Source organism: Aureispira sp. CCB-E (genome assembly GCF_031326345.1).
GTDB lineage: Bacteria > Bacteroidota > Bacteroidia > Chitinophagales > Saprospiraceae > Aureispira.
Genome location: NZ_CP133671.1, coordinates 6,979,422 through 7,004,811 on the forward strand (window position 1 = coordinate 6,979,422; position 25,390 = coordinate 7,004,811).

21 protein-coding genes are annotated in these 25,390 nt (G+C 34.4%); 14 read left to right on the plus strand and 7 right to left on the minus strand.

What is annotated here, in order from left to right; genetic code table 11:
• Nucleotides 1–47: 47 nt before the first annotated feature.
• The gene (locus QP953_RS26965; RefSeq protein ID WP_309553482.1) at nt 48–803 is read right to left on the minus strand and encodes a hypothetical protein; all 756 of its coding nucleotides are present in this window, start codon (nt 801–803) and stop codon (nt 48–50) included.
• Between the two features lie 92 nt (nt 804–895).
• A complete protein-coding gene (locus QP953_RS26970) occupies nt 896–1,804 on the minus strand; it encodes a DUF3137 domain-containing protein (RefSeq protein WP_052599122.1) in 909 nt (302 codons plus the stop codon).
• A 614-nt stretch (nt 1,805–2,418) separates the two neighbouring features.
• Here QP953_RS26970 and QP953_RS26975 point away from each other — a divergent pair.
• Entirely contained in the window at nt 2,419–4,899 is a 2,481-nt protein-coding gene (locus tag QP953_RS26975) for an OmpA family protein (protein ID WP_309553483.1), read from the plus strand.
• Nucleotides 4,900–5,154: 255 nt separating this feature from the next.
• On the opposite strand, the gene QP953_RS26980 is transcribed toward QP953_RS26975, so the two are convergent.
• Nucleotides 5,155–5,676 (minus strand): DUF4442 domain-containing protein, encoded by a 522-nt coding sequence (locus QP953_RS26980; RefSeq protein WP_309553484.1) that lies wholly within the window; start codon nt 5,674–5,676, stop codon nt 5,155–5,157.
• Nucleotides 5,676–6,512, minus strand: coding sequence for a polyphosphate kinase 2 (ppk2, locus tag QP953_RS26985; RefSeq protein ID WP_309553485.1), 837 nt, complete (start codon nt 6,510–6,512; stop codon nt 5,676–5,678). The genes QP953_RS26980 and ppk2 overlap by 1 nt, the downstream gene beginning before the upstream one ends.
• A 371-nt stretch (nt 6,513–6,883) precedes the next feature.
• Here ppk2 and QP953_RS26990 point away from each other — a divergent pair, with 371 nt between their 5' ends.
• From QP953_RS26990 to QP953_RS27050, 13 genes are all read left to right on the plus strand, one after another.
• Nucleotides 6,884–7,090, plus strand: coding sequence for a hypothetical protein (locus QP953_RS26990; protein WP_309553486.1), 207 nt, complete (start codon nt 6,884–6,886; stop codon nt 7,088–7,090).
• Nucleotides 7,091–7,545: 455 nt separating this feature from the next.
• Nucleotides 7,546–8,574, plus strand: coding sequence for a RimK family alpha-L-glutamate ligase (locus QP953_RS26995; RefSeq protein ID WP_052599119.1), 1,029 nt, complete (start codon nt 7,546–7,548; stop codon nt 8,572–8,574).
• 6 nt (nt 8,575–8,580) lie between these two features.
• Nucleotides 8,581–8,775 (plus strand): hypothetical protein, encoded by a 195-nt coding sequence (locus tag QP953_RS27000; protein WP_309553487.1) that lies wholly within the window; start codon nt 8,581–8,583, stop codon nt 8,773–8,775.
• A 4-nt stretch (nt 8,776–8,779) separates the two neighbouring features.
• The gene (locus tag QP953_RS27005) at nt 8,780–9,514 is read left to right on the plus strand and encodes a hypothetical protein (RefSeq protein ID WP_309553488.1); all 735 of its coding nucleotides are present in this window, start codon (nt 8,780–8,782) and stop codon (nt 9,512–9,514) included.
• A gap of 5 nt (nt 9,515–9,519) precedes the next feature.
• Entirely contained in the window at nt 9,520–11,730 is a 2,211-nt protein-coding gene (locus tag QP953_RS27010; RefSeq protein ID WP_309553489.1) for a peptidase domain-containing ABC transporter, read from the plus strand.
• Between the two features lie 2 nt (nt 11,731–11,732).
• The gene (locus tag QP953_RS27015) at nt 11,733–12,998 is read left to right on the plus strand and encodes an HlyD family efflux transporter periplasmic adaptor subunit (RefSeq protein ID WP_309553490.1); all 1,266 of its coding nucleotides are present in this window, start codon (nt 11,733–11,735) and stop codon (nt 12,996–12,998) included.
• Nucleotides 12,999–13,654: 656 nt separating this feature from the next.
• Nucleotides 13,655–13,882 (plus strand): hypothetical protein, encoded by a 228-nt coding sequence (locus QP953_RS27020; RefSeq protein WP_052599114.1) that lies wholly within the window; start codon nt 13,655–13,657, stop codon nt 13,880–13,882.
• Nucleotides 13,883–13,972: 90 nt separating this feature from the next.
• Nucleotides 13,973–14,938 carry a hypothetical protein gene (locus QP953_RS27025; protein WP_052599113.1) on the plus strand — a complete coding sequence of 322 codons (966 nt, stop codon included), beginning with the start codon at nt 13,973–13,975 and terminating at the stop codon, nt 14,936–14,938.
• Nucleotides 14,938–15,912 (plus strand): grasp-with-spasm system ATP-grasp peptide maturase, encoded by a 975-nt coding sequence (gene gwsG, locus QP953_RS27030; RefSeq protein ID WP_052599112.1) that lies wholly within the window; start codon nt 14,938–14,940, stop codon nt 15,910–15,912. The genes QP953_RS27025 and gwsG overlap by 1 nt, the downstream gene beginning before the upstream one ends.
• 10 nt (nt 15,913–15,922) lie before the next feature.
• Nucleotides 15,923–16,174, plus strand: coding sequence for a hypothetical protein (locus QP953_RS27035; RefSeq protein ID WP_052599111.1), 252 nt, complete (start codon nt 15,923–15,925; stop codon nt 16,172–16,174).
• Complete coding sequence (gene gwsS / locus QP953_RS27040) at nt 16,155–17,189, plus strand: grasp-with-spasm system SPASM domain peptide maturase (protein ID WP_309553491.1); 1,035 nt, start codon at nt 16,155–16,157, stop codon at nt 17,187–17,189. The genes QP953_RS27035 and gwsS overlap by 20 nt, the downstream gene beginning before the upstream one ends.
• Before the next feature lie 21 nt (nt 17,190–17,210).
• A complete protein-coding gene (locus QP953_RS27045) occupies nt 17,211–19,415 on the plus strand; it encodes a peptidase domain-containing ABC transporter (RefSeq protein ID WP_309553492.1) in 2,205 nt (734 codons plus the stop codon).
• A 12-nt stretch (nt 19,416–19,427) separates the two neighbouring features.
• Nucleotides 19,428–20,699 (plus strand): hypothetical protein, encoded by a 1,272-nt coding sequence (locus tag QP953_RS27050; protein WP_309553493.1) that lies wholly within the window; start codon nt 19,428–19,430, stop codon nt 20,697–20,699.
• Between the two features lie 10 nt (nt 20,700–20,709).
• On the opposite strand, the gene QP953_RS27055 is transcribed toward QP953_RS27050, so the two are convergent.
• From QP953_RS27055 to QP953_RS27065, 3 genes are read right to left on the minus strand one after another with little or no spacing between them, the layout of a single operon-like run.
• A complete protein-coding gene (locus QP953_RS27055) occupies nt 20,710–22,134 on the minus strand; it encodes a TolC family protein (protein WP_309553494.1) in 1,425 nt (474 codons plus the stop codon).
• A complete protein-coding gene (locus QP953_RS27060; RefSeq protein ID WP_052599106.1) occupies nt 22,134–23,510 on the minus strand; it encodes an HlyD family secretion protein in 1,377 nt (458 codons plus the stop codon). The genes QP953_RS27055 and QP953_RS27060 overlap by 1 nt, the downstream gene beginning before the upstream one ends.
• A gap of 9 nt (nt 23,511–23,519) precedes the next feature.
• Entirely contained in the window at nt 23,520–25,253 is a 1,734-nt protein-coding gene (locus QP953_RS27065) for a peptidase domain-containing ABC transporter (RefSeq protein ID WP_052599105.1), read from the minus strand.
• Between the last annotated feature and the right edge of the window lie 137 nt (nt 25,254–25,390).

The following is a 25,390-nucleotide window of genomic DNA, read 5'->3' on the forward strand; positions in this document are numbered from 1 at the left end:
TCTTGGGGATTTGAAAGTGAACAATGATGTATTGGTTCATTTTCAAATTACCCATGCATAGGGGCTAGCAGCTCTTCTGGCACATCCTCCAAAGATTCAATTGCTTTTAGGTTGGTTCGAACATATCGGTAAGAATGAACTCTTTTTCCTCTACAGGTAATAATTAGCAAATTTCCTTTATCTGCATAGATTATTTTATTGCCTGTTTTTAGATAATTTTCACCATATTTCTCTACAACAACGCTCCATTCTTTACCTACCAAATCAAGCGCTTCTAATGCATCCAATTGGCAACTACACCTTAATTCTATTAGAGTTTCTTTCGCCTTGCTATAACTACTAGGGCTATCACCATACATATATACGTCTATCATCAATCGACGCTCATAACAGCCCCGAAACAAAAAATAATGATAATAAAAACCTTTTCCTTTTGGCTTCCAATAATAATAAGCTCCTTTTGAGCTCCCACTATTAGCCCCATTCTTTTTTTTGAACTTTGGTAAATCAATCGGTTCTTGTAAAAATGCCCGTAGTTCCTTAGAGTTGTTATGCGGTTGATAATACATATTATGACTATCAATCGGTTCTTCTAAAGGCAATTGAGCATAAACAGTATCTATCTTTATGGTTGTTGTGGTACTAATTGAATCTGAAAGAGGGAGTGCTTCTTTTGTTTCTTTTGGCAATTCACGACTGCAAGCAATACAACCAATTATATATACTATAATATAGCCTAAAAGGGAGTACCTTACATTTCCCCATCGTCTTGGGGTATCCACAAAATCAATACTTTCCTTCATGCACAACAAAGGTGTTGGTTTTAAATTGAATCCAAATAAAATACTTATGGCAATTCCCCATCAATAAGAAGCAAAACCATCAAAAACAACATTTAATGTGTGATATCAAAGTCTTTAACAATCTGCGTAAACAGCGATAACTCTCTATAATAAGCCGCAATCAATTCAAAGTTCAAATTGGAATGCCAAACACTTGCTTCTAATAAGTCTTGAGGCTCGTTAATTGCCATATAAAAATGACTGTTATAAAAAGAAGCATAGACCTTCTTGCCGCTATTTATGTGATATTGATTGATGGCAATAATTAGTTCAGGGGTCAAAATTTCTTTGTAATGAATATCTCTATCCAAATAAACTATAAATTCTTCATCAAATGCAGCATTGCCTGTATCCGTTAATTCATAGCCTCCATATTTGGTGTACTCTTTCATGATAGGAATAAATAGTTGCCAATCCGATCGAGGAATCATAACAATTCGCCCTTTAAATGCCGTATTGAAATTGGCATGAAAAAAGATGCCCTCAAACCATTTTTCTAATTTCCCCTTCACTTTATCAGTGTGGTACAATTCCAATTCACACATCTCAAAAAAGATTTCACCGATTTTTCCCATAATATAATCTTCCCCGTAATATAACTCAGGGTTCATCGGAAATATACGACTGCGCAGAAACGTATCTTTACTAATATAGTCCTTGTGATAATAGGTCAACCTTGAATCCATAAATTCTAAAATAGATTGCACCACAATAGGCTTAAAACCAGCCCTAAAGACATCGGAACGATGTTGATATACCCGAAACAACAAAAACCAAGGCACAAATAGAAAAATGGACAAGGCAAACATATCCAAACTTAACACAAAGATACTCAATAAAATCATCAAGATCACTCCTAAAAACATCAGAGCTAATAATTGTTTTCGTTGACGTTCAAAAACTATCAACTTGCTGTGCATATGATCATTATAAAACCGTCTAAACTTACCTATATCTTCCACCTTTAATGTTTGGGTATTAATTAAGCATTGGGTTGCTGTAGGTTACAAATGCCACAAGTATACGGCTTCATTGTCCTTATACAAGAGCAATCTTTTACTATTATTTTATTTGTTGATAATGATTCAACTATCTATATTTTTTTTCTATTTTTTAGTAAAAAGATAAAAATCAAAGAAAATTATTCTGAATTATATTCGTACCTTTGCCTTCCTGACAGACAATAAAAATACAGTTTTTATGGTTAAAAATGTTAGAAACTAACAATGAATTAATCATAAAGTATTGTATTAAGTAGATAAATAAGACGATCTTGTATGCTATTTCGCACAATTTAATCTATCTCTTTTTACGTTTACCACTCTTCAACTAAAAACTGCTCGTTTGTTTAGTTTAGCAAAAAAATGCTACGTAGTCCATCGTAATAAACCTAGATTAAGTTGACACATTACTTCGTAAAGAATCGCATTATTTTGATTATCAAATAAGACAAAACTCTACCAATTAAACCATAAAACACTGATAATCAAATAAATGTTAGTTTTTTTTTATTTTTTGTAAAAATGAGAAAAGCCGCGAAGTATTATTGACAAATATCAAATTAATTAAAAATCGTATGAATACTCGCCTTATATTGATCCTGTCCTGTTTGGCATTTGTTTCAGTTTGTTCCGCTCAAAAAAATTTAATTTTTGAAGAACAGTTTGACAACAATTTTTTGCAATGGATGCATGGCAGCTCCTCCGAATATAGTGCCGTTGTAGAGGATGGGTTATACAAAATTGAATACAAACAAAATCAGGGAGCTTGGTATTTCTGGCAATCTATCCCCGTACATCCTGATACTTCTTTTTATATCGAAAGCAAAATTACCCCTTTTCTAAAAACCACTCAAAGTGTGTATGGTATTATTTGGGGCGTAAAAGACTTAAATAATTACAATGCTTTTTTAATTAGCAATCAAGGAAAGACTTCGGTTGTTACCTGCAACAAAGGTAAATTTACCCGTGTTGTAGATTGGACGTTGACGGGCAATTATCAAAACAATCAAGTGCACACTATTTCTATTCGCAAGAACAATGGCAAAATGCGCTTTTATTTGGATGGAAGAGTTGCTTTCACGACTCAAATTCTTCCATTTTACGGTGATTTGTTGGGCTTTGTCATTTCGGGTAAAACCTCGGCCAAAATTGATTATTTAAAAATTCAGCAAGATAGAGCCATTAACCTAGTAGAGAATGCGGTTCAAGGTAATGAACGTAAAAATTTAGGGGCTAATATTAATTCTGCTTATGCGGAACTACACCCGCTCATTGCGCACGATGGGCAGAGTCTATATGTTACTAGAAAAGGGCACCCCCAAAACAAGGGCTTGGACAAACGAGACGATGCTTGGGTCTCTTACAAACTAAAAGATGGCTCTTGGAGTCCTCTAGAACATATGAAAGCTCCAATTAATAACAACAATCACAATCAAGTTATTTCGGTATCACCTGATAATAATACATTATTGTTGGGCAACACATATAACCAGAGTGGCACCTCCAAAGGAAAAGGAGTTTCTATTTCTCATCGCAAAGAGGACGGTACGTGGGAAGTTCCCCAAGATGTTATCATTGATAATTATTACAATCAAAACCCTATCCACAGCATCCATTTAGCAGCGAGCAAGCAGTTGCTACTACTTTCTATTGAACGCAATGATTCCTATGGCCATTTGGATTTATACGTATCGTTTTTGCAACCTAATGGTCATTTTTCTCAACCCAAAAACTTAGGCCCAACGATTAATACAGCCTATGAAGATGGAACACCATTTTTAGCAGCTGATGGCAAAACACTTTATTTTGCTTCTTCTGGTCATGGCGGATATGGCTCTATGGATATTTTTGTCTCTAAACGCTTGGATGATACTTGGAAAAATTGGTCGACACCACAAAATTTAGGTCCTGAAATTAACTCAAATAAATGGGAAGCGCATTATAGCATTGCCGCATCTGGAACCAAAGCTTATTTCGTTTCTAACAAAGGAGAAAAACACATTGGTGCAGAAGATGTTTATGAAGTTATTCCTCCCATTGAATCTCGCCCAGAACCTGTATTATTGGTCAAAGGAAAAGTATTTAATGCGGTTACCAAAGAGCCTATTCGAGCAAAAATCATTTATTATGATTGGAAAACCAATGAGGAAAAAGGAAATGCGTTGTCAAGTAGCAAAGATGGTAAATACCAAGCTGTTTTGCCTCCAGAAAACCAATACAACTTTTTAGCTTTTAAAGGAGGGTACTACCCTGTAAGCAAAAGTATTGATATTGGAAAAATTGATGCTTATACGGAAATGTATATCACCTTGTACCTACATCCTATTGAAGTCGGTGAAACAATTCCGCTCAATAATATTTTCTTTCTAGGCAACACAGCTGATTTATCCATTGAAGCAGAACCTGAACTAGATCGCTTGGTTATTTTTATGGAGAAATACCCTGAAATGACCATCAAGTTGAGTAGTCCAACTAAGGATAAAGCCGATAAAATAAAGACTTATTTGGTAGAGAAAGGAGTGGCATACAAACGAATTATTACCGCTAAAAATGATACCGATGTTAATAATTTCTCCATTATTTCATTAGTGGGATACGACAAAACGGTACAGCGTCGTGGTAATTTTGAAGAAAACTTAAACCCTAAAGATTTAAAAAAGGGTCAAATTTTTCGCTTAAACAACACTTTTTTCCCTGCGGACTCTTCTTATATTACCAAACATGCCGCCAAAGAACTATCTCGTTTGCAGAAGTTTCTAAGCAACAATCCATCTATTGTTATCGAAATAGGTGGTCATACCAATGGCTTGCCTGAACACGACTATTGTGATCGACTGTCTATGGAACGTGCCAAAAATGTTGCTCAATATTTAATTGATCAAGGGATTCCTCCCCAACAAGTTACTTACAAAGGTTATGGCAAACGTCAACCAATTGCTACCAATAAAACGCTTGCAGGAAGACAACGCAATCAGCGAGTAGAAATGAAAGTATTGGGTACGAACTCTGAAGACACTCCCACGGGCATGATAAAAGTCCCTCCCAAAATAGATTGATGAATTCAATCTTCCTCAAAAAGATAGAGAGACTATCGTAGCAGGATAGTCTCTCAAAACACATTACGACCCAAAAAGCAATGTTTCTTTATATTTTATATTAAATCTTTGTTCTATATAGTCATTATCGTTCGACACGAATGAAATATACATTTAGTATGCCGAACAATAACTATAACGTAACTTTAACAACATTAGATGTCTATGTTTATAGAACGTAACAAATTTTAAAATGTCCACTAGCCTAAAAAAAAATTAACTTTTTTCTTTTATTTTTTTTCGATTGCGTTGTTTTTCCTTGTAAAATGCTTTGCTAGCAATGTATAAAACTTTGCCGACAGTTGCATAGACCGTCCCCTCTTTGTCTACCCAATCCGCACTCAATTCGATGTCGAACTCTTGTTCTGTTAAAATACGTGTTTTGATACGTTGCAGTAATTCATCGGTAATCAAAAAACGAATGTACAAGGTACGGTCGCCAGGTCGCCTAAATCGAATATTTGCTGATTTATCCCAAACAACATAATCGCTCCCCAACATCCTCATCAACTGAATCATATAAATAGGGTCTGCCGCAGAAGCCATGCTTCCTCCAAACATTGTTCCTACATAATTTCTAGTTCCCCAACCCAATTTCAACCGAATGTGTACATCTGAAAAATCAGCAGCTATAAATGTTGCCCTTCCACCAGTACGTCGATAGGTTGGAAATAAATTCATGGCCAATGCAAACAAGCGCATTTTAAAACTTGTCGGTTTTTTTGGTACAAACATCATTACTTCTTATATTTTTTAACAGCTTTTGAATCAGGTTTTAAGCGAACATTCTCATCTGATTTCCCTTCATAATCTAAGCTGTTTAATACGTAACGAATAGCAGCCAATCGTGCTGTTTTTTTGTCATCTGCCTGTACAATCACCCACGGGCAATCTTCTGTATGTGTTTTCTCAAACATAGCATCCCTGTACTGCGTATATACTTCCCACAACTCTTGTGCTCTTTCATCTATTGGACTGAATTTCCATTGTTTGAGAGGACTTTTTTTTCTTGCTTCAAAACGCTTCGCTTGTTCGTCTTTGCTAGTATCCAACCAAAACTTAATTAAAATAACTCCTGATTCTTGCAGCATTCGTTCATAGCTAATTACCTGTTTCATAAATAAAGCATATTCCTCTGGCGTACAAAACCCATTCACAGGTTCTACCACGGCTCTGTTGTACCAACTTCTATCAAAGAACACCAACTCACCAGGATTGGGCAATTGGTTGATATATCTTCTAAAATACCACTGCCCTCGTTCTTCTTCAGTCGGTTTGGGCAAAGCAACAATGCGAATCGAACGCGGATTCAAATGTTCTACAAAACGACGAATGGTTCCTCCTTTGCCAGCAGCATCACGCCCCTCAAATAAAATTGCAATGCGTTTATGATTGGCAGCAGCCCAGCCTTGCATTTTGAGCAGCTCAATTTGAAGGTCATTTAACTCCTCTTCATACTTCAAGGTTTTCAAAATCTTTTTAACATTAACATCTTTGGAGCTCAACAACTTCTTGTATCCATCCTTTGTATTTAGTCTTCTAAGATCTTCTTCTGTTATTTTAAAATCACTCATAATGGCTATTTTGGTCATTTAATTTTGTACTTAAAAAGTAATATAAATTGATGCGTTTACTTCTTCTCATCAAAAAAATACTTATACAATCTTATAAAAAAGCATAAGATACATTATTTACTGTTGAATTGAAAATGAGGAATAAAGCTCCATGAGTCCATTTGATTACTAAACGGCTTTAAACATATCTAAAAAAAAGCACTAATAAACTAAATACGAAGATAGTATAATGCGCCAATACGCACTGATAATCTTAAAAGCTCTCTTTTTTAGGTTTGAATCCAAAATCACAGGACTATAACTTTGTTCCAATTTAATTCATGAAATCTTTACGGATTTCTAATTCATTTATCTTACAAAAACTTATTACAATGAAAAAAGTAGATTTGTTCAAAAATGCTGAAGTTATCAAATCAGATCAAATGAACGCAATTACTGGAGGAAACATGAGACTTATTTCTGATTCTTATGACAACGGTGATTCTGACCATCACGATAATGGGGACTCGGATCATCATGACAATGGAGATTCTGACTATGCAGACAATGGAAGTTCTAATCACTCTGACAATGGCTAATCACAGGCTTTTTTAAAACCTAAAAGAACCGAATAACTTGAGGTAGTTTTTATGTTTCATCTGCCTCAAGTTTTAATAATAACTACTCTTAATCACCATGCACAACAATCCATTTATTTGACACGCTTGCTAGTTCAACCTGTACACCTGTCAATTGGTACTTGCTAGTTGGTTACAATGAGTCTACCTTTGACCAAAAAGTTATCACATAAAATCACATACAAACCTAAATAATTTTTGTGATCTGATTTTTCTTGGCACCAAGAATACTTCTTAGCCTTTTCCATCATGATAGTAGAGATGCTCAAGATTCGCTTTTACTATAAATCAATTGACGAAAGCAAGTATTTACTTGGCTTCAAAATTATTAATTAGTTAAATCTAGACCATAACTAGCGCGTTTCTTTTTTACATATAGACCATATATTTATTTTTTTATATTCAAAAGCATTGGTTTGAAATTTTTATTTTTAAGTACTCATTTTTCGGAAACACTCATTGAAAAAACACAATTGTATTGTATTCAACATGGCATTGAAGTTGTTCGAATCAATCTCGAAGATTTGTTACCCAATGGGATTAATGATATACAAGTAACTATTGGAGAAAACGATCTTTTATTTAAAGTCAACCAACAAGTTCATCACCTAAGCGAATTTTCTTTGATCTGGAAACGACGTATTAGCAACAATTTTCTTTCAACAGGTAGATTGTTCAACAGTTACAAAGGCATTGTTCCCAATTATACTTTACAACAATTGATTAAAGAAGTCTATGACTTAAGGGATTTAATTCTAAACTTTGCTCGAAATATAGAAATTCCCATTGTTAACGATTATGACCCTGCCTGCAAAAACAAGCCCTTTCAAACAATCAAAGCAAACGCATTTGGATTAACATGTCCCTCCATGTTATTGTCTAATTCTATACAAGACATCAATCAATTTATTTCCCAGCACGACGCAACCATTACCAAACCAATAGGTGGTTTAGGATACCTTCCAGAGGAAGAAGAGATTATGAGCATCAAGACAACTTCTATTGATTTAAACGACACCAATGACGTCTCCTCAGATTTAATTTTTCCTTCCTTCATACAAGAACGTATTCCATCAAAATATGAACTTAAGTGTATTTTGGTAGGGGAAGAATTACATTGTGTAAAACAATATTACAAAGGAGGAGATATCCCTACCACAGACATTAAGTTGGCTTATAGAAACCAACAAATCACCAACGAAGAATATCACCTAAATCAGAATGTAAAAAATAAGGTAATCAAGTTGTGCCGCTATTTCAAATTAGACTTATGTACCATGGATATTATCAAACGTTCTGATGGCAATTATGTTTTTTTAGAAATCAACCAAGATGGAGTTGTTGAATACTACGGTTCGTTCCTGAGCATACCTATACACGAGCGCATTTTTCAATTATTACTCACCAAGTCCAAACAAAAAAAGGAAGCTCCCATCTTACAATAATCAATTATGAAACAAGAAAAAATTTTAGAAAAATACACCAATCTAGTAAATGAAGGAAAGCTGCCTTTGATGTTTAAAGCAATTAACTTTGAAGATTCTCAAAACAACCACGAATTGAGACCCAAAAGAGCATTTTATTCACCTAAATTTAGCAACAGAGCTTTAAGTGTTAAATATACTGAACGTGCTTTATTGCCTTAAAAATATGAAAACAGAAGATTCCATTTATATCGTTAAAGGTAAATCTAAAAGTGCCTTAATTAATTTAGAAACTAGAGAGATTAGAACCCTTGCCAATACACAACTCAAGCAGTTGGCTGATAACACTGATTTAACGGCTAGTTTAGCGCGTTATATCCCTCCTCAACTAGATATCTATCAAAAAGAAATTCTTGATATCAAGCTTCAACAACTGCCCCAAAGCCAAAATTTTAATTTTCTGAGCCAGTATTTCAACGATGATATAGCTTATTTCAATGTGCGTATTTTTTGCCCTGAAAAAAATCCAATAGCCCTAGATTCCCTACAAACACTAGTCACATGGATTAATAACAATATCTTTCAATTTGGCATTGTCATTTTTATTTCGGATGCTTATCCCCTAGAAAAATTTTATAAGTACTTTGCAAGATATAGAGTGTTTAATAGAGAGTCTTCTAATACAAACAATACCCCCTACCAACCAATGTTGTATGGTAGTCCTAACGCTATTTTTATTTCTCAGAAAAATAATTTGTACCACTACTCTAGAGATACGCTTCTCTTAGACAAGGACAAGGTGCAATTCATTGATCACGATCAATTCAACATTCCCAAATCTAATATTGAGGGATGCAAAGATTGTGCATTTAGATTAACTTGTTTTGATTTACGAGAAGTACAGCAAACGGATGGAAAATATCATTACGATACCACTTGCTTGTATGAATTAGACCATTGATTAGTATGGCTTTAAAATTTCCATTTTACAGACAACTTGATGCGATGGACTGCGGTCCGACCTGTCTCAAGATGATTACTCAATGGCATGGAAAAACGTTTCCATTACAATATTTGAGAGAAAAGTGTTATATCACAAGAGAAGGAGTATCTCTACTAGGCATATCGGAAGCTGCCGAAAGCATTGGTTATCGTACCATTGCGTTAAAGCTCACTTACGACCAAGAGGGGACGGTTCCTGGGCTCTTACAAATGCCTTTACCTTGTATTGCTTACTGGGGGCAAAGACATTTTGTGGTTGTTTATAAAATCACAAAAACACATGTTTGGATTGCTGATCCAGCAGAAGGAAAGCTAAAATTAAAACGCTCTGTCTTTGAAAATTCTTGGTTGGTTGCCGAAAAAAAAGGGGTAGTATTGGGGCTCGAAACAACTCCTAGTTTTTATCAAGAAGACGATTTAGAAGAAGACCGATCTAAATGGCGGTATCTTTTTAGTTATCTCAAACCGTACAAGCGATTGATTTTTCAGTTTGTATTGGGCATGACCATTGGATTAATCTTCCAACTTACCCTACCTTTTTTAACACAATCTTTGATAGATGTAGGAGTTAACAATCAAAACATAAGTTTTGTATGGTTGATTTTAATCGCACAACTTGTTTTATCGGTTAGTCAGGTATTTGTTCAGTTCATCCAATCTTGGATTGCTCTCAATATAGGACGTCGAGTAAATGTCAATTTAATTGCCGATTTTCTAACTAAAATGATGGCATTGCCTTTGGGTTTCTTTGACAGCAAAAACATTGGTGATTTGTACCAACGAATCAGCGACAATCATCGAGTAGAAACCTTTTTGACCAATTCACTTCTAAACATGTTATTTTCTATAGTAACAGTTGCTGTTTTTTCGGGTGTTTTATTTGTCTATAATAAAGTTATTTTTGCTATTTTCTTCTTTTTTTCTATCCTCTACCTGCTTTGGATTTGGGGCTTTTTAAAATGGCGCAAAGAATTAGATTACATGGCTTTTCAGCAGTTTTCTAACAATCAAGAAACCTTGTATGAAATTATCAATGGCGTTCAAGAAATTAAGTTGCAAGGAAGTGAGCGAAAACGACGTTGGAAATGGATAGAAGTGCAAGCCAAATTATTTAATGTCCAAACCAAGTCCTTAGCCCTAAGGCAATATCAAGAATTTGGCGTTTTACTTTTTTCAAGACTCAAGGATATACTAATTTCTTTTGTTGCAGCAAGTGCTGTCATTAACGGAGAAATGACCTTGGGTATGATGGTTGCCGTTCAATATATTGTAGGGCAACTGAATGCTCCTTTTCAGCAATTTATAAGTTTTGTCTATACTGCTCAAGATGCTAAAATCAGCTTAGAACGAATGGGGGAAATTACTTCTGAAAAGGAAGAAAATGTTTCCAACATGTCCTTAATTAAACAGCTTCCTCCATCGGCTGATTTAGTATTAGAGAATTTATCTTTTGGCTATACACCTATCTCCAAACCTGTTCTAAACAATATCAATTTAACCATTCCTGCTGGCAAAACAACAGCTATTGTTGGTGCTAGTGGTAGCGGCAAAACTACTTTGCTAAAACTATTACTAGGATTTTACGAACCTATCAACGGAAAAATATCAGTTGCAAAAACACCCTTATCCTCTATTGACAAACGCTATTGGCGAAGCCTTTGTGGCACTGTAATGCAAGATGGGTATATTTTTTCAGATACCATTGCTCAAAATATTGCCGAAAGCGATACCTCTATTGATTATAAAAAATTACATCAAGCGATTGAAATTGCCAATATTAGCGACTTGATTGCTACGCTTCCGTTAGGATACAATACAATGATTGGCTCTAAAGGGAGTGGCATATCACAGGGGCAAAAACAGCGTATTCTTATTGCTAGGGCGGTCTATAAAAATCCTGATGTATTGTTTTTAGACGAAGCAACCAACGCTTTGGATACTTCCAATGAACGTCAAATTGTAGAAAATTTAAACCAGTTTTTAACCTCCAAAACCGTTGTTGTTGTAGCGCATCGACTAAGTACCGTCATGAATGCAGACCAAATCGTCGTCTTGGATGAAGGAAAAATTGTTGAGCAGGGAACCCATCAAACCCTCTTAAACCAAAAAGGAAAATATTATAGATTGGTTCAAAACCAACTTGATGTCGAACAAGTTGGAGTAAATATAGAATAAACATGTCAGATCAAAAATCCACTGAATTTACATTAATAGAGCAAGCGATGGGAAACCCTCCCTCCTGGTTAACTCATTGGGGTATTACAGTGGTTGCACTCTTCTTTTGTGTTATTTTTGGTATTGCTGCCATGATAAAATATCCTGATGTCTTAAAATCAGAAGCTACTACTTATATTGATCATCCTCCTATTGAGATATTCACACAAACTAATGGTAGAATACACACTTTATTGGTTCAAAATAAGGATACCATTCGACACAATACTCCTATCCTTGTTCTTGAATCAACTGCTGACTGGCTAGCTGTTTTGCATTTAGATACACTTCTACAAACCAATAGATCTATTTTTGATACCACGTTTATGTCAAAAGAGTTGGGGGATTTGAGCTCTGCTTACCATGAAGCTGCTTTATTATTTAAACAATTAGAGGATGCTCGCCAAAACGACATTACCAATCAGCGCATCTCTACGCTTCAAAAAGAAATCGAACAAAACAACATATTGAACAATTCTTTGGTCGCACAAAAGGAAGTGTTTGCACAAGAATTAAAGAATATAAAAAAAGATTTGGATCGGTCTAAGAAACTCTTGCAAGATGGTGTCATTAGTCTTCAAGAATTTGAACAAAAAGAGAATACTTATCTACAAAATGAGCGTACATTCCACCAAATGGAATCTTCTATTATTACCAATAAAATAAAAATACAACAATTAGAAATTCAAATCCCTGAATATAAAAAACAACAACACGACTTTTTCTTTCGCTTAGAAGTTGATTTTCAACAAAAAAAGGAAGTACTTAAAACTGCGGTAGAGCACTGGAAGAAAAAATACATTCTTTATGCTCCTTCCTTTGGAATTGTCTCGATGAAGCACAAACTTCAAGAAGGAAATCAAATATCTCCCGACATTCCTGTGCTAACAATCTTGCCCAATACAGCACAAAAACAAGCATTTTTAAAAGCACTAATGGATGCCAATGGCATTGGTAAAGTTGCTGTTGGTCAAAAGGCTACTGTTTCTTTTAATAATTACCCCTCTGCTGAATATGGGATATTAACAGCAGAAGTTGTTGAAATTGCTCCTATCCCAACCGATAATCAGTATGAAGTCTTGCTAAAACTTCCGCAAAGTTGGGTTACCAACTATGGGGTCTCCATCCCTAAACAACAAAAAATGAATGCTCATATTGCCATACAAACCAAGGAATTCACACTTTTGGAGCGTATCTTTTCTGGCTTGTTGGACGTGTTAAAAAATTAGATTTAGTGTTAAAAGCTGTTAATATTTTTTATTCTAAAACTTTAATTTTTTGTTCTACCAAAGACTTTTTCTATTCTTTAAAAAACACCTTTCTGTACTTTTTTACTCCTTTTTCTTCGTTAACTCAAATGTTACTTTCGTTTGCTCTACTGTTCCATTCATTAGACCAAATGCATTTTTCCTTTTATAACTTTTTGCATTATTTAATGCTCTCAAAATAAATTTTAAAACAAAATGTATCCAAACGTAACACAATGTAAAACAAGTTAAAACAATGTAAAACTATTTGCATTTATAAATTTTATATTCTACATTTGAAGCAGCCCCCTACTATTTTTCCTAATTCATGATCTACATTTTGTACATCCCCTTAGTCTGCAAAATTAAAACTAAATCCAATTTAATCAACTAAATCCTTTTTATTCCTAAATGCTACTCTACAATTACAAATAGATTTTACCCGCATAGTTAAAAGGCATTCTGTAAGCAATGCCCAGAATAGTTTTTAATCTATTACTCTGCCTATTACTGTCAGTTATAGATAAGGGATACCTGTACCCCATTTTGTCCTGATCATACAAAATTAAACCCCACAGGCGTTCAACTCACTTACGGAAAGTGGGATAACTCAATTTTTTTTAAATTTTATTTTAATTATGAAAATTCAAGAAAGTAAATTCGGTCAATTTGAAGCATTCAAAGTCAACAACCTTAAAAACATAATGGGAGGGAAACAAATTGAAGATGTCTGTACTTATGAAGAAGGCAGTAATACTTGTTCTGACTCTATTGCTGTTACTGTAGAAGATGATGGAGGGAGATTTAGAGATCAAGAGTTTGATTGTGCAGATTCTACGCCAACAGGTCTAGAGCCTGGAAATTAAACAGGGAATTTATCTACCCACCTAGATTGCAAAATGCAATCTAGGTGTTTTTCTAAAAAAATGTCATGACCATTAAATCAAGAATAAGTAATGAAAAAAACATATTGGATACTATCTATTTTACTGATTTTATTGAATAATCTTTTTGCACAAGATTATATTTCTTACCACAATTTAGTCAATGAAGCAGAATATTGGATGTACAAAAAAGAGTATAAAAATGCTAAAATCCTGTATAAAAAAGCTTTTTGCTTAGAGGAACCAATGTGGAAAGATGCCTACTTATTAGCAAAGGCTTACGTTTTTTTAAACAAAAAAAAGAAAGCTCTTTGTTGGTTAAAAAAGAGCTCTGAAGCAAATGTTTCTTTTTGCTCTTGGTATTTAGAAAAGGAGAAAGAGCAAAAAGACTTTAAATCAATTTTTAACTCTTCTAATGATATGAAAGCCTTTATTAAAGAATTAAGAACAATAGAAGATGACCCTTCAAAAAAATCAAACCAACAAGTATATCTTAATATACAAAAACAAGTTGATGAATTACTCAAAAGAGATCAAGCTATTCGGGAAGAATGTAGAAAAAGTGGTTTTACCAAAGAATGCAAAGAGCGTATAGATCTAGAGGATTCAATTATACAAGAAAAATTATTAGCCATAACCAAAGAATATGGTTTTCCTGGTTCTAATTTAATAGGAAGTGATTTGGTAACAATCATACTTGTTCACTTTGATAAAAAACGTTTTATTTCTTCATTAGATATCTTGTTATCAGAAGTAAAAAATGGAAACCTAATGCCCTTTTATTACGGATATATGCTTGATCGGTTCTATTGGAAATATATTGAAGATAAAAATGATAATCCATGTTATCTGAGTTTACTCTATACAAAGAAAAAATGCACAGAGGAAGATTATGATGAAGTCATCAAACGAAGATTAGAGTTAGGAATTAGTCTTTTTTTTGATGGATCAAGATTTCGTATAAGGACTCATGAATTACTTCCATGGGTAAACGAAGAATTCATTGAGAAATATTCTTTTTTGAAAAAAAATAAATAATGGTACTTATACTAACACATGAACAAGACGTATCTACCCGTGGAGTAATACGATGGTTAGATTATTTAGGTAAGGAAGTAATTGTATTTCATAAAGAGCGGGATTGGATTAATATAAAAGATATAGACTATAATAAAGGTGAGGTTCTATTTGAGAGCAAAAATTATGGAGTGTTTGCTTTGTCAAATATTGAAGCCGTGTTTTGTCGTGGGGGAATAATACGAATAAAAGACTATGTAAAGCATCCTGGGCAATATGAAAATTTTAAAACAAGTCTACAGTATTTTTTATCCGCACATTCAATTTCACATTTAGAAGCTATTACGCATTTTTTGTTTGAGAAAAATACTATTGGTCAAAATGGAGTTGGCAGGTACAACAAAATGCTAGCGCTTAACCTTGCTAAAAAAGTAGGTCTAGACATACCCCATACAATTTTTACAGATTCAAAAGAAAAAGCCCTTTCATTCTGCAATGAACATGATGAGATTATAACAAAGAGTTTGGATCTTAATTTTATGTATCAAGACACCAGAAATGCAAAACGTTTTTTTGAATATACTGCTATTATTACAAAAGCAGATATAGAAGGTTTACCAACTAAATTTGGTTTAACAATCTTTCAAGAAAAAATAAATAAGCAATATGAGATTAGAGTTTTTTATTTAAAGGAAAAACTATATTGCTTTGCAATTTTTTCTCAAAAAAATAAAAAGACTCAAGTAGACTATAGATGTTATGATAGAGAACGAATGAATCGGATGATTCCTTTTCAGCTCCCTCTAGATGTTGGGAAAAAAGTTTCTGCATTTATGAAAAAAGCAAAGCTCGACACAGGTTCTATTGATCTTATTTATGGGCTAGATAAAAAATTTCACTTCTTAGAAGTAAATCCAATAGGGCAATTCGGTTATTTATCAAATATCAATAATTATAAAATTGAAAAACAAATTGCTTTAGCATTAATAAATTAGAACTTTTACAATGAAAAACATCAAACTAGAGAGGCTATTAAAAGCAAATAAACTGGAGACTACAATACTCCCTGCTGATATTTATTTTTCAAAAACACTTGATATAAAAAGGGATAACATAAATCATAAATCTACAATTATTTCTCCTATAAGAATACAAAGATACAATTACATAGGCAAGGAAATTTATGTTCCTAAAAAAAATATTTCTAAAATATTAAATCCAAATCAAATAATTACAGATGAAAATACTAGCCACTAATTGTAAGATAACTAAAGGACTTCAAAGAGCTTGTATATCTGATTTTCAGCACCAAGAATTTTGGTTTATCCCACTAGAACTTGCAGCCTTTCTTGAGTATAAAAAGGATTATTCAGAACTAAGTAAACTAAGTGTAGATTTATTGCAAAAACTGGAGCTTTTAGATGTTGTTTTAGAGATAGATTCAAGTGACAAAAACTTTATGATTGAGATTCCACTTGACTTCGATGTTCCATATCATATTTCAAATGCTATTTTAGATTATAATCAAACATCTACATATAACTTTAAAAATATTCTTCATCAGCTAAAAGAGATAAATTGTCCTCATCTTGAAATCAGATTTTATGACGTTCTTGATTTTTTATTATTGTATTCTATTAGTGAAGTAAGTAAGAACTCTACTATAGAATCTATAGATGTATATCTTCCTTACGAAACTCATTTTCCATATAAAAAATTAGAAATGTTACGAGCTAATAATCTAAGATTTCGTTGGTTTTTTATACACAGCGTTCCATTAGAATTTACCCCTAAAAAAGAAGAGCACCAGTTTGTCAAACATACTAATCAGGTTATAACCGATCAAGGTCATTGTGGAGCAGTACATTACTTTTATTTTGAACCACACATTTCTGTTTTCACAGAATCCCAACACCACAACACCTGTCTTAATCGGAAAATATCTATCGACACAGATGGCAACATCAAAAACTGCCCCTCGATGCAACAATCCTTTGGACACATTAGCAATACGACCTTAGAAGAAGTCATTAAAAACCCAGCATTTACTAAAATGTGGGACATAAAAAAAGATGACATTGATAAATGTAAGACCTGTGAGTTTCGGCATATATGCACAGATTGTCGAGCTTATTTAGAAAACCCAGATGATTTATACGCTGCTCCCTTAAAATGTGGCTATAATCCCGAAACTTGTGAATGGGAGGAATGGAGCACCAATCCTCTAAAAGAAAAAGCCATCGAATACTATCAGCTTCAATCGATACTCTAACCCAATCTTATTTTCCCAATTATGCCTCTAAAATTCCCATTTTACAAACAGCTAGATGCCATGGACTGTGGACCAACCTGCCTCAAAATGATTGCACAATGGCATGGCAAATCGGTACCTTTACAATACTTAAGAGAACAGAGTTACATTACTAGAGAGGGGGTATCTATGTTAGGTATTGTCGAAGCAGCAGAAAATATTGGCTATCGCACCATTGCTGTACAACTCCATTATGCAAAAGAAAAAGACACACTTGGTTTAATGCAGTTTCCGCTACCTTGCATTGCTTACTGGCAACAAAAACACTTTGTTGTTGTCTACAAAATCACTAAAACACATATTTGGGTTTCGGATCCAGCCGAGGGAAAATTAAAACTAAAGCGCTCCTTCTTCGAAAAGGGTTGGTTGAATAAAAATAAAAAGGGTATTGTTTTGGGTTTAGAAACAACACCTGCTTTCTATGCAGAAAATGTAGAAATGCAGAATACTTCTAATTGGAAGTATTTGATTGGATATATCAAACCATATAAGCGGTTAATTTTTCAGTTTATCTTGGGAATGATGACTGGCTTGGTTTTTCAATTGATGTTCCCTTTTCTTACTCAGTCATTAATTGATGTTGGTGTCAATAATCAAAACATTAGCTTTGTTTCGTTGGTCTTAATTGCTCAACTAGTCTTGTCCATTAGTCAAGTTTTTGTTCGTTTTATTCAATCTTGGATTGTACTTAATATCGGGCGTCGAGTAAATGTCAATTTGATTGCTGATTTTTTAGCTAAGATGATGCGCTTGCCCTTAGGTTTTTTTGATGCTAAAAATGTAGGGGACTTATACCAACGAATTAGTGACAACCATAGAGTAGAATCTTTTTTGACAGGATCAGTACTCAATATGCTCTTCTCAATAGTTACTGTTTTTGTATTTTCAAGTATTCTACTGTTATACAACAGCCTTATTTTTGTTGTTTTTTTATTTTTCTCTATTCTTTATTTGCTTTGGGTATGGGGCTTTTTAAAATGGCGCAAAGAGCTAGATTATATGGCATTTCAACAAGCTTCAGATAATCAACAAGCATTGTATGAAATTATCAATGGTGTTCAAGAAATTAAGTTGCAAGGAAGTGAGCGAAAACGACGTTGGCAATGGGTAGAGATACAAGCCAAATTGTTCAGTGTTCAAACCAAATCATTGGTCTTGCGACAATATCAAGAATTTGGAGTACTACTCTTCTCTAGACTCAAGGATATATTGATCTCTTTTATTGCTGCATCAGCTGTTATTAATGGCGAAATGACGTTGGGAATGATGGTTGCTGTTCAATATATTGTGGGGCAATTAAACACTCCTTTCCAACAGTTTATAAGCTTTGTCTATGCTGCTCAAGATGCCAAAATCAGCTTGGAACGTATGAATGAAATCACCGCTGAAAAAGATGAAAATACAACAACAGTCCATTCTATACAGCAACTGCCCAAAACATTCGATTTAAAGTTAGAAAAATTGTCTTTTAGTTATACGCCTATTGCTTCTCCTGTTTTAAAAGAATTAAACTTAACTATTCCTGCTGGCAAAACAACGGCTATTGTTGGTGCTAGTGGTAGCGGCAAAACTACTTTGCTAAAATTATTACTAGGATTTTACGAACCTATCAACGGAAAAATATCAGTTGCAAAAACACCCTTATCCTCTATTGACAAACGCTATTGGCGAAGCCTTTGTGGCACTGTAATGCAAGATGGGTATATTTTTTCAGATACCATTGCTCAAAATATTGCCGAAAGCGATACCTCTATTGATTATAAAAAATTACATCAAGCGATTGAAATTGCCAATATTAGCGACTTGATTGCTACGCTTCCGTTAGGATACAATACAATGATTGGCTCTAAAGGGAGTGGCATATCACAGGGGCAAAAACAGCGTATTCTTATCGCTAGGGCGGTCTATAAAAATCCTGATGTATTGTTTTTAGACGAAGCAACCAACGCTTTGGATGCTACAAACGAACGAGAAATTGTGGAAAAACTAAACCAATTTTTAGCTTCCAAAACGGTTATTGTAGTAGCACATCGACTAAGCACCGTCATGAATGCGGATCAAATCATTGTCTTGGATAATGGCAAAATTGTAGAGCAGGGCACGCACCAAACATTATTAAACCAAAAAGGAAAATATTATCAACTTGTCCAAAACCAATTGGATGTGGAACAAGTAGGTGTCAATTAAAAAACATATAAAATGCCAGATAACACACCAACTACGGAATTCACATTGGTAGAGCAAGCGATGGGTAACCCTCCAGGATGGTTGACCTATTGGGGGATTACTGTTGTTTCACTTTTTTTAAGTATTGTCTTAGGAATTGCAGCCGTAATCAACTACCCTGATGTCTTACAAGCAAAAGCTACGACTTATATCAACCGTCCACCAGTTGAGGTTTTCGCCAAACAGACAAAAACCATCAACACACTTTTAGTCCAAGAAAAAGATACCATTGAATGTAATACTCCTTTAATTATTTTTGAATCATCTGCTGCTTGGGAAGCCGTATTAACATTAGACACTTTATTAAAAAACAAAAACACCCCTATTAACACTAAATATCTATTAGCAAGCAACTTAGGTACACTCAATACAGCATACCAAGAGCTAGTCCTGTTAGAACAACAAATTAAAGATGCCTACACAACAGATATTACACCTGATCGTATAAGAACTATAAAAAAGGAGATTGAACAAAACAAAGCACTTAATGCCTCCTTATTAAAACAAAAAGAAGTGTTCGAAAAAGAGCTAAATAACATCCGAAAAGATTGGGAACGCTCCAAAACATTACTACAAGATGGCGTTATTAGTCCACAAGAGTTTGAGCAAAAAGAAAATGTTTATTGGCAGAGCAAACGTTCTTTTCATCAAATGGAATCTACACTTATTTCTAATCAAATAAAAATCCAACAATTAAGCCTGCAAATTCCTGAATCTGAAAAACAAAAGCATGACTTCTTTTTTAAATTGATAACCGAACGTTCAAAAAAATACGAAGTACTCAAAACAGCTATAGGGAAATGGAAAAAAGAACATATTCTCTATGCTCCTATTGCTGGTGTATTAGAGTTTAATTCTATAACATTAGAAGGAAATCAAATATCTCCCGACATTCCTGTGCTAACAATCTTGCCCAATACAGCACAAAAACAAGCATTTTTAAAAGCACTAATGAATGCCAATGGCATTGGTAAAGTTGCTGTTGGTCAAAAGGCTACTGTTTCTTTTAATAATTACCCCTCTGCTGAATATGGGATATTAACAGCAGAGGTCATTGAAATTGCCTCTATCCCAACCGATAATCAGTATGAAGTCTTGCTAAAACTTCCGCAAAGTTGGGTTACCAACTATGGGGTCTCCATCCCTAAACAACAAAAAATGAATGCTCATATTGCCATACAAACCAAGAAATTCACACTTTTGGAGCGTATCTTTTCTGGCTTGTTGGACGTGTTAAAAAATTAGGCACAGCAGTTTAATTAGGTTCTAAATTTGCTGTAATCCAGAAAAATGCGGTTCTAGACTTTAGGTAAGTTACTTGTTGTTTGATTAATTTAAGTTGTGCATCTAGCAATTGATTTTCTCGTGTATTGACCATAAACACAGAAGATTCTCCAATAGAAAACTTTATTCTTTCTGCCTCCAACAACGTAGCGTAATTTTGAACCATGCTTTCAATGGTTGTTGTTTGCAAAGCAAAATTTTGAACTTCGTTGAAATAGTTTTCTACTTTAATTTGTAGATCTCTACGCTTTGCTTCTTGTTGATAACTGGTTGCTTTGAGTTTTAGCTTGACCAACTCTAAGTCTGCTCGCTCTTTTCGAATAAAAATAGGCATACTAAATTTCAATCCTAATTTATAATTTTCGATAGGAGCGGCAGCACTAACAGGGAAAAAATCGACATGCTCTGTTGACAAGAAATTATATTTAAAATCTAACTTAGGTAGTAATTTATTCACTTTCAGTTTGCGTTCTAAATCCAAATTTTGCAACTTAAAATCGTACATCAAAATATTAGGATGCTGTTGAAGTTGGCTTAGACTATTTTCCAATAAACTCTCTGCCAAAGGTTGCATGGCCAATTGTGCCAACCCCACAGGATACATTCCTTCTTGCAAAACAAGAGGCTCTTGTTGGTCACTCCAAAGATACGCAGAGACCAGACGAGCAGCATTCTGCACTTCAATACGTTTATTGGCTAATAATACGGCTCGTTCTTGGATTTGAATAAAGGACTTTAAGGTATCTACGGCAGGTTTATCCCCCTCTATAAAAGACCTTTTGGTCGCCTCAAATTGCGTTTGAGCATTTTTTAAAGATTCTTCGACAACCAATAATTCGCTGTACACTTTCACCCAATCCCAATAAGTCTTTCCTGCTTTGTATAACAAATCATTGAGCAAAGCTTGTATTTCTACCTCGCTTGCCCCCAACATTAACTTAGCTTGCTGCAAAGTAGTTCTACGCTCACTCGTCCACAAACCATTTAACAAAGGAATTTTGATACCTAAATAAGCTTGCCCTGCTTCTGGAAGTTTGTTTTCAGGATTTAGATAATAACCATTTGCATAATTATACCCTGCCTCAAGAGCTATATCAGACCAAATCGGAACTTTTAAGTGTGCATTGAGGATATTGTAATAATTTTTTTTGTCAAAGTTTTTAAAATCCCAGTTGGCACCTACCTTAGGGTCAAAGCCTCCTCTTGCCTTTTTTAAATATTGAGCAGCTTGATCTCGCTGCAAGTTAATCTGTCTTGCAATAGGATGATTTTGATAAATCTCTTGTAAAAATTGCTCATAGGTTAGTAATAAAGAATCCGTTTGCCCGACCAATGTATTGGTACTACAAAAAAGTACTAACGCTATTAAAACAGGTTTTGTAATAGAATGCTTCATCACTTCTTTAAATGCTTGATAGGGGCTTTTAATTTTACTTCTTCGGTTTTTGTTTCCTCATAAAAATCAGGCGGGAAGCCATTCAGTTGGCGCCAAAACTCGTACCACAACGGAACATCATTCAGCATAATCAACGTACTAGCTCCTGTTCCTACTCGCAAGGCTTCTGGCCAGGGTTTGGCATTCGGTTCCTTGCTTGGAGAAATTAAAATTCGGTACAAACCATTTTCATTAGCAACATTATCAATAGCAATAATTTCGCCACTAAATGTACCATAAGACTGGTTGGGCCAACCAGAGAAAACAAAAGCAGGCCAACCATCAAAAACAAAACGAACCTCTTCGCTCAATTGCAATAAAGGATAGTCCATTGGTCGAATATAAGTTTCGACCGCAAGTTGATAATCCGTTGGCATAATTGCTAGCATTGGATCTGTTTCCTTCACTAATTCACCAATACCTTTGCGATAGATTTTAGTAATATAACCATCTTGTGGTGCTATAATATGATACAAATTCGAACGACGTTCATAGTTAGCATATTGATTTTGGAGCTTGGCAATTTGACTTTCTGCATCATAAATACTGGATAAAGCACTAGAACGTTCAGAACGCACCTTTGCCATCTTATCGGCATAATTACTACGCACACTACTCAATTCAATTTGTGCATTTAGCAATTCATTTTTTGTACTCAAATATTTATTTTGTGTTGCAATCAACTTTGCCTCTGTCTCTTGCATTTTATTCCGTTTATCCTCTACATCTGTTTTTGATTTAATGCCTTGTTCGTATAGCGTATCTGTTCGGTTAAACTGTTTCACGGCAATTTGGTAAGCTGTTTGTGCCGCATTAACCGCCATACTATCTGAAGTAGCTTTTAACCGATACTGCTTTACTTTATTTTCTGTTTGTTCCAACTTGAAATTCAAAGCATCTTGCATCGCATCCAATTGTTGTGACAAAGCTTCTGATTTTTGATTGTAAGCTGTTCGGGCAGCTTGTTTGGCGTTGACTTGATTTTTTGTTCGTTCTAATAATTGAGGATCAAAATAATCTGCTTTAACCTCTGACAAATAAGCCAACGTATCCCCTGCTTTAACAGATTCCCCCTCTCGAACGTACCATTTCTCAATTTTTCCTGCAATCGTGCTATAAACACTTTGTGGGCGATGTTCGGGGCGTAGGGTAGTTACTTTTCCTTTGGCAGAAATATTCTGTGTCCAAGGCAACATGACTATAATAATAAGCATGACAAAAAAGCCGATCACCCAATAAGCCAATTTTCGTGTTGTATCCAGTTGGGTTACTTTCTCGAATGCAGGATAATTTTCTAAGCCTTTATTCTCTATCGTATTTTCTGATATATTTAGCATTCTTTCATTTTAGTTTAAAACATCATCAAATAACTGATCAAAATAAGGTTGTGCCTCTAAGGCTTGGTACGAACCATTAAATATAATTTGCCCTTGATCCATTACAACAACTCGGTCACAAGCTCTTGCCATCTTAGCACTTCGGCTTACAGCAATCAATGTCCAAGGGTTTTCTTTGTTTGTTAAAATCTCTATAATGCGCTTGGTATCATCAGAACTCATGCTATATAATAAAGGTTCCGTTACCACCAATTTAGGCATATCAACAATACAACGTGCCAAAATAATTTTCTTAATAACGCTCTGAGGCAGACGTTCTCCATCAGATGAAATCATAGTATTCAATCCCTCTGGCTGACTTTTGATAAACTCAGATAAACTAATCTTTTTGCAAACTTCAATAACATCTTGAATGGTAACATTAGAGCGCCCCATTGTAATGTTTTTGATTAATGTGCCATGAAAAAGGTGTTCTTCTGTAACATGATCTCCGATGTATGAACGCAAGCTTGCAATATTCATATTTTTTCGGGGGATATCATTGTATGAAATTGTCCCTGAAAAATTGTTATACAAACCCATGATTACCTTCAGCAAAGTTGACTTTCCAGAGGCACTAGCTCCAACAACACAAACTCTTTCCCCCGATTTAATCTCTAGAGAAATGTGATCTAATATTTTTTGTTTGTCCTCCTTTGTCTCATAAGTTAGATTATTGATATTAATAGACATTCCATTGGGACAATAAATTTCTTTGAAATCCAAGCCTGTTTCTTCTTCTAGAGGAAGATCGGTTACCAAACCAATTTTTTCAACAGCTGTCAACAAATCAAAGATTGTTTCCATTCCCATTACAATTTTGTCCAATGCATTCAGAATAATAATGATAACGATTTCTGAAGCTACAAATTGACCAATATTCAACTCATTGTTAATTACCAACAAACCACCAATAGATAACAATGCTGCGGTAGCTAAAGTTTTCAGAATGATAACACTAACCATTTGTACTTTGACAATACGGAAATGCTTTTTTCGGTAATCCAAGTATCCTGTTACTAAATCATCTGTTTTCTCTAATGGATATTTTGTTCGTCCAGCCAATTTAAATGATCCCATTGTTCGTCCCAACTCTTCGAGCCAATAAGCTACCTTGTATTTATATTTTGACTCCAACAAGCTAGAAGACAAACCTGGCGAAAAGGTACTAACAACAATAATTGCAATTAGTATTAATAGTATAAATCCGAAGAAGACAAAGAAAGGATGATATAAGGAAAGTAAAATAAGACCAAAAACAATTTGCAAAGATGCAGCGGACAAATCAACCAAGATCTTTGGGATTCCTTTTTGAATCGACAAGGTATCAAAAAAGCGATTTGCTAGTTCGGGAGCGTATTCATTTTTGATAGACTCCATCTGTAAACGAGGCATTCTATATGCAAAGTCAAAGGCAGCACGGGTAAAAATTCTTTGTTGAATGGTCTCCGTAATGATATGCTGCATCAATTTCATAGCTCCTGCTACTCCTGTTCCTAAGGCAACGATAAACGTCAGAACAATCCAAGAGGAAGAGACTTGGTTTAAAGCAATTAGATTGATAATTGCCTGTATCCCTACAGGAATGGTTAAACTAATGATCCCCTCAAATATAGCATATATATATATAAATATTATGTCTTTTTTATCAAGTCGCAACAACCGAAAAAAACGCTTTAAGGGATGTCCCTTTAGTGTATCCATAGCAAAGCTAATTTTTAAAATAGTAAACCTATTATTAAATAGTACGTATGAAACAAAGAAAACTATTTTTTGTTGTAAAATATGCTTTTTTTATCAAAAAAAGCCACCCTTGACAAATCAAAGGTGGCTTCTATTGA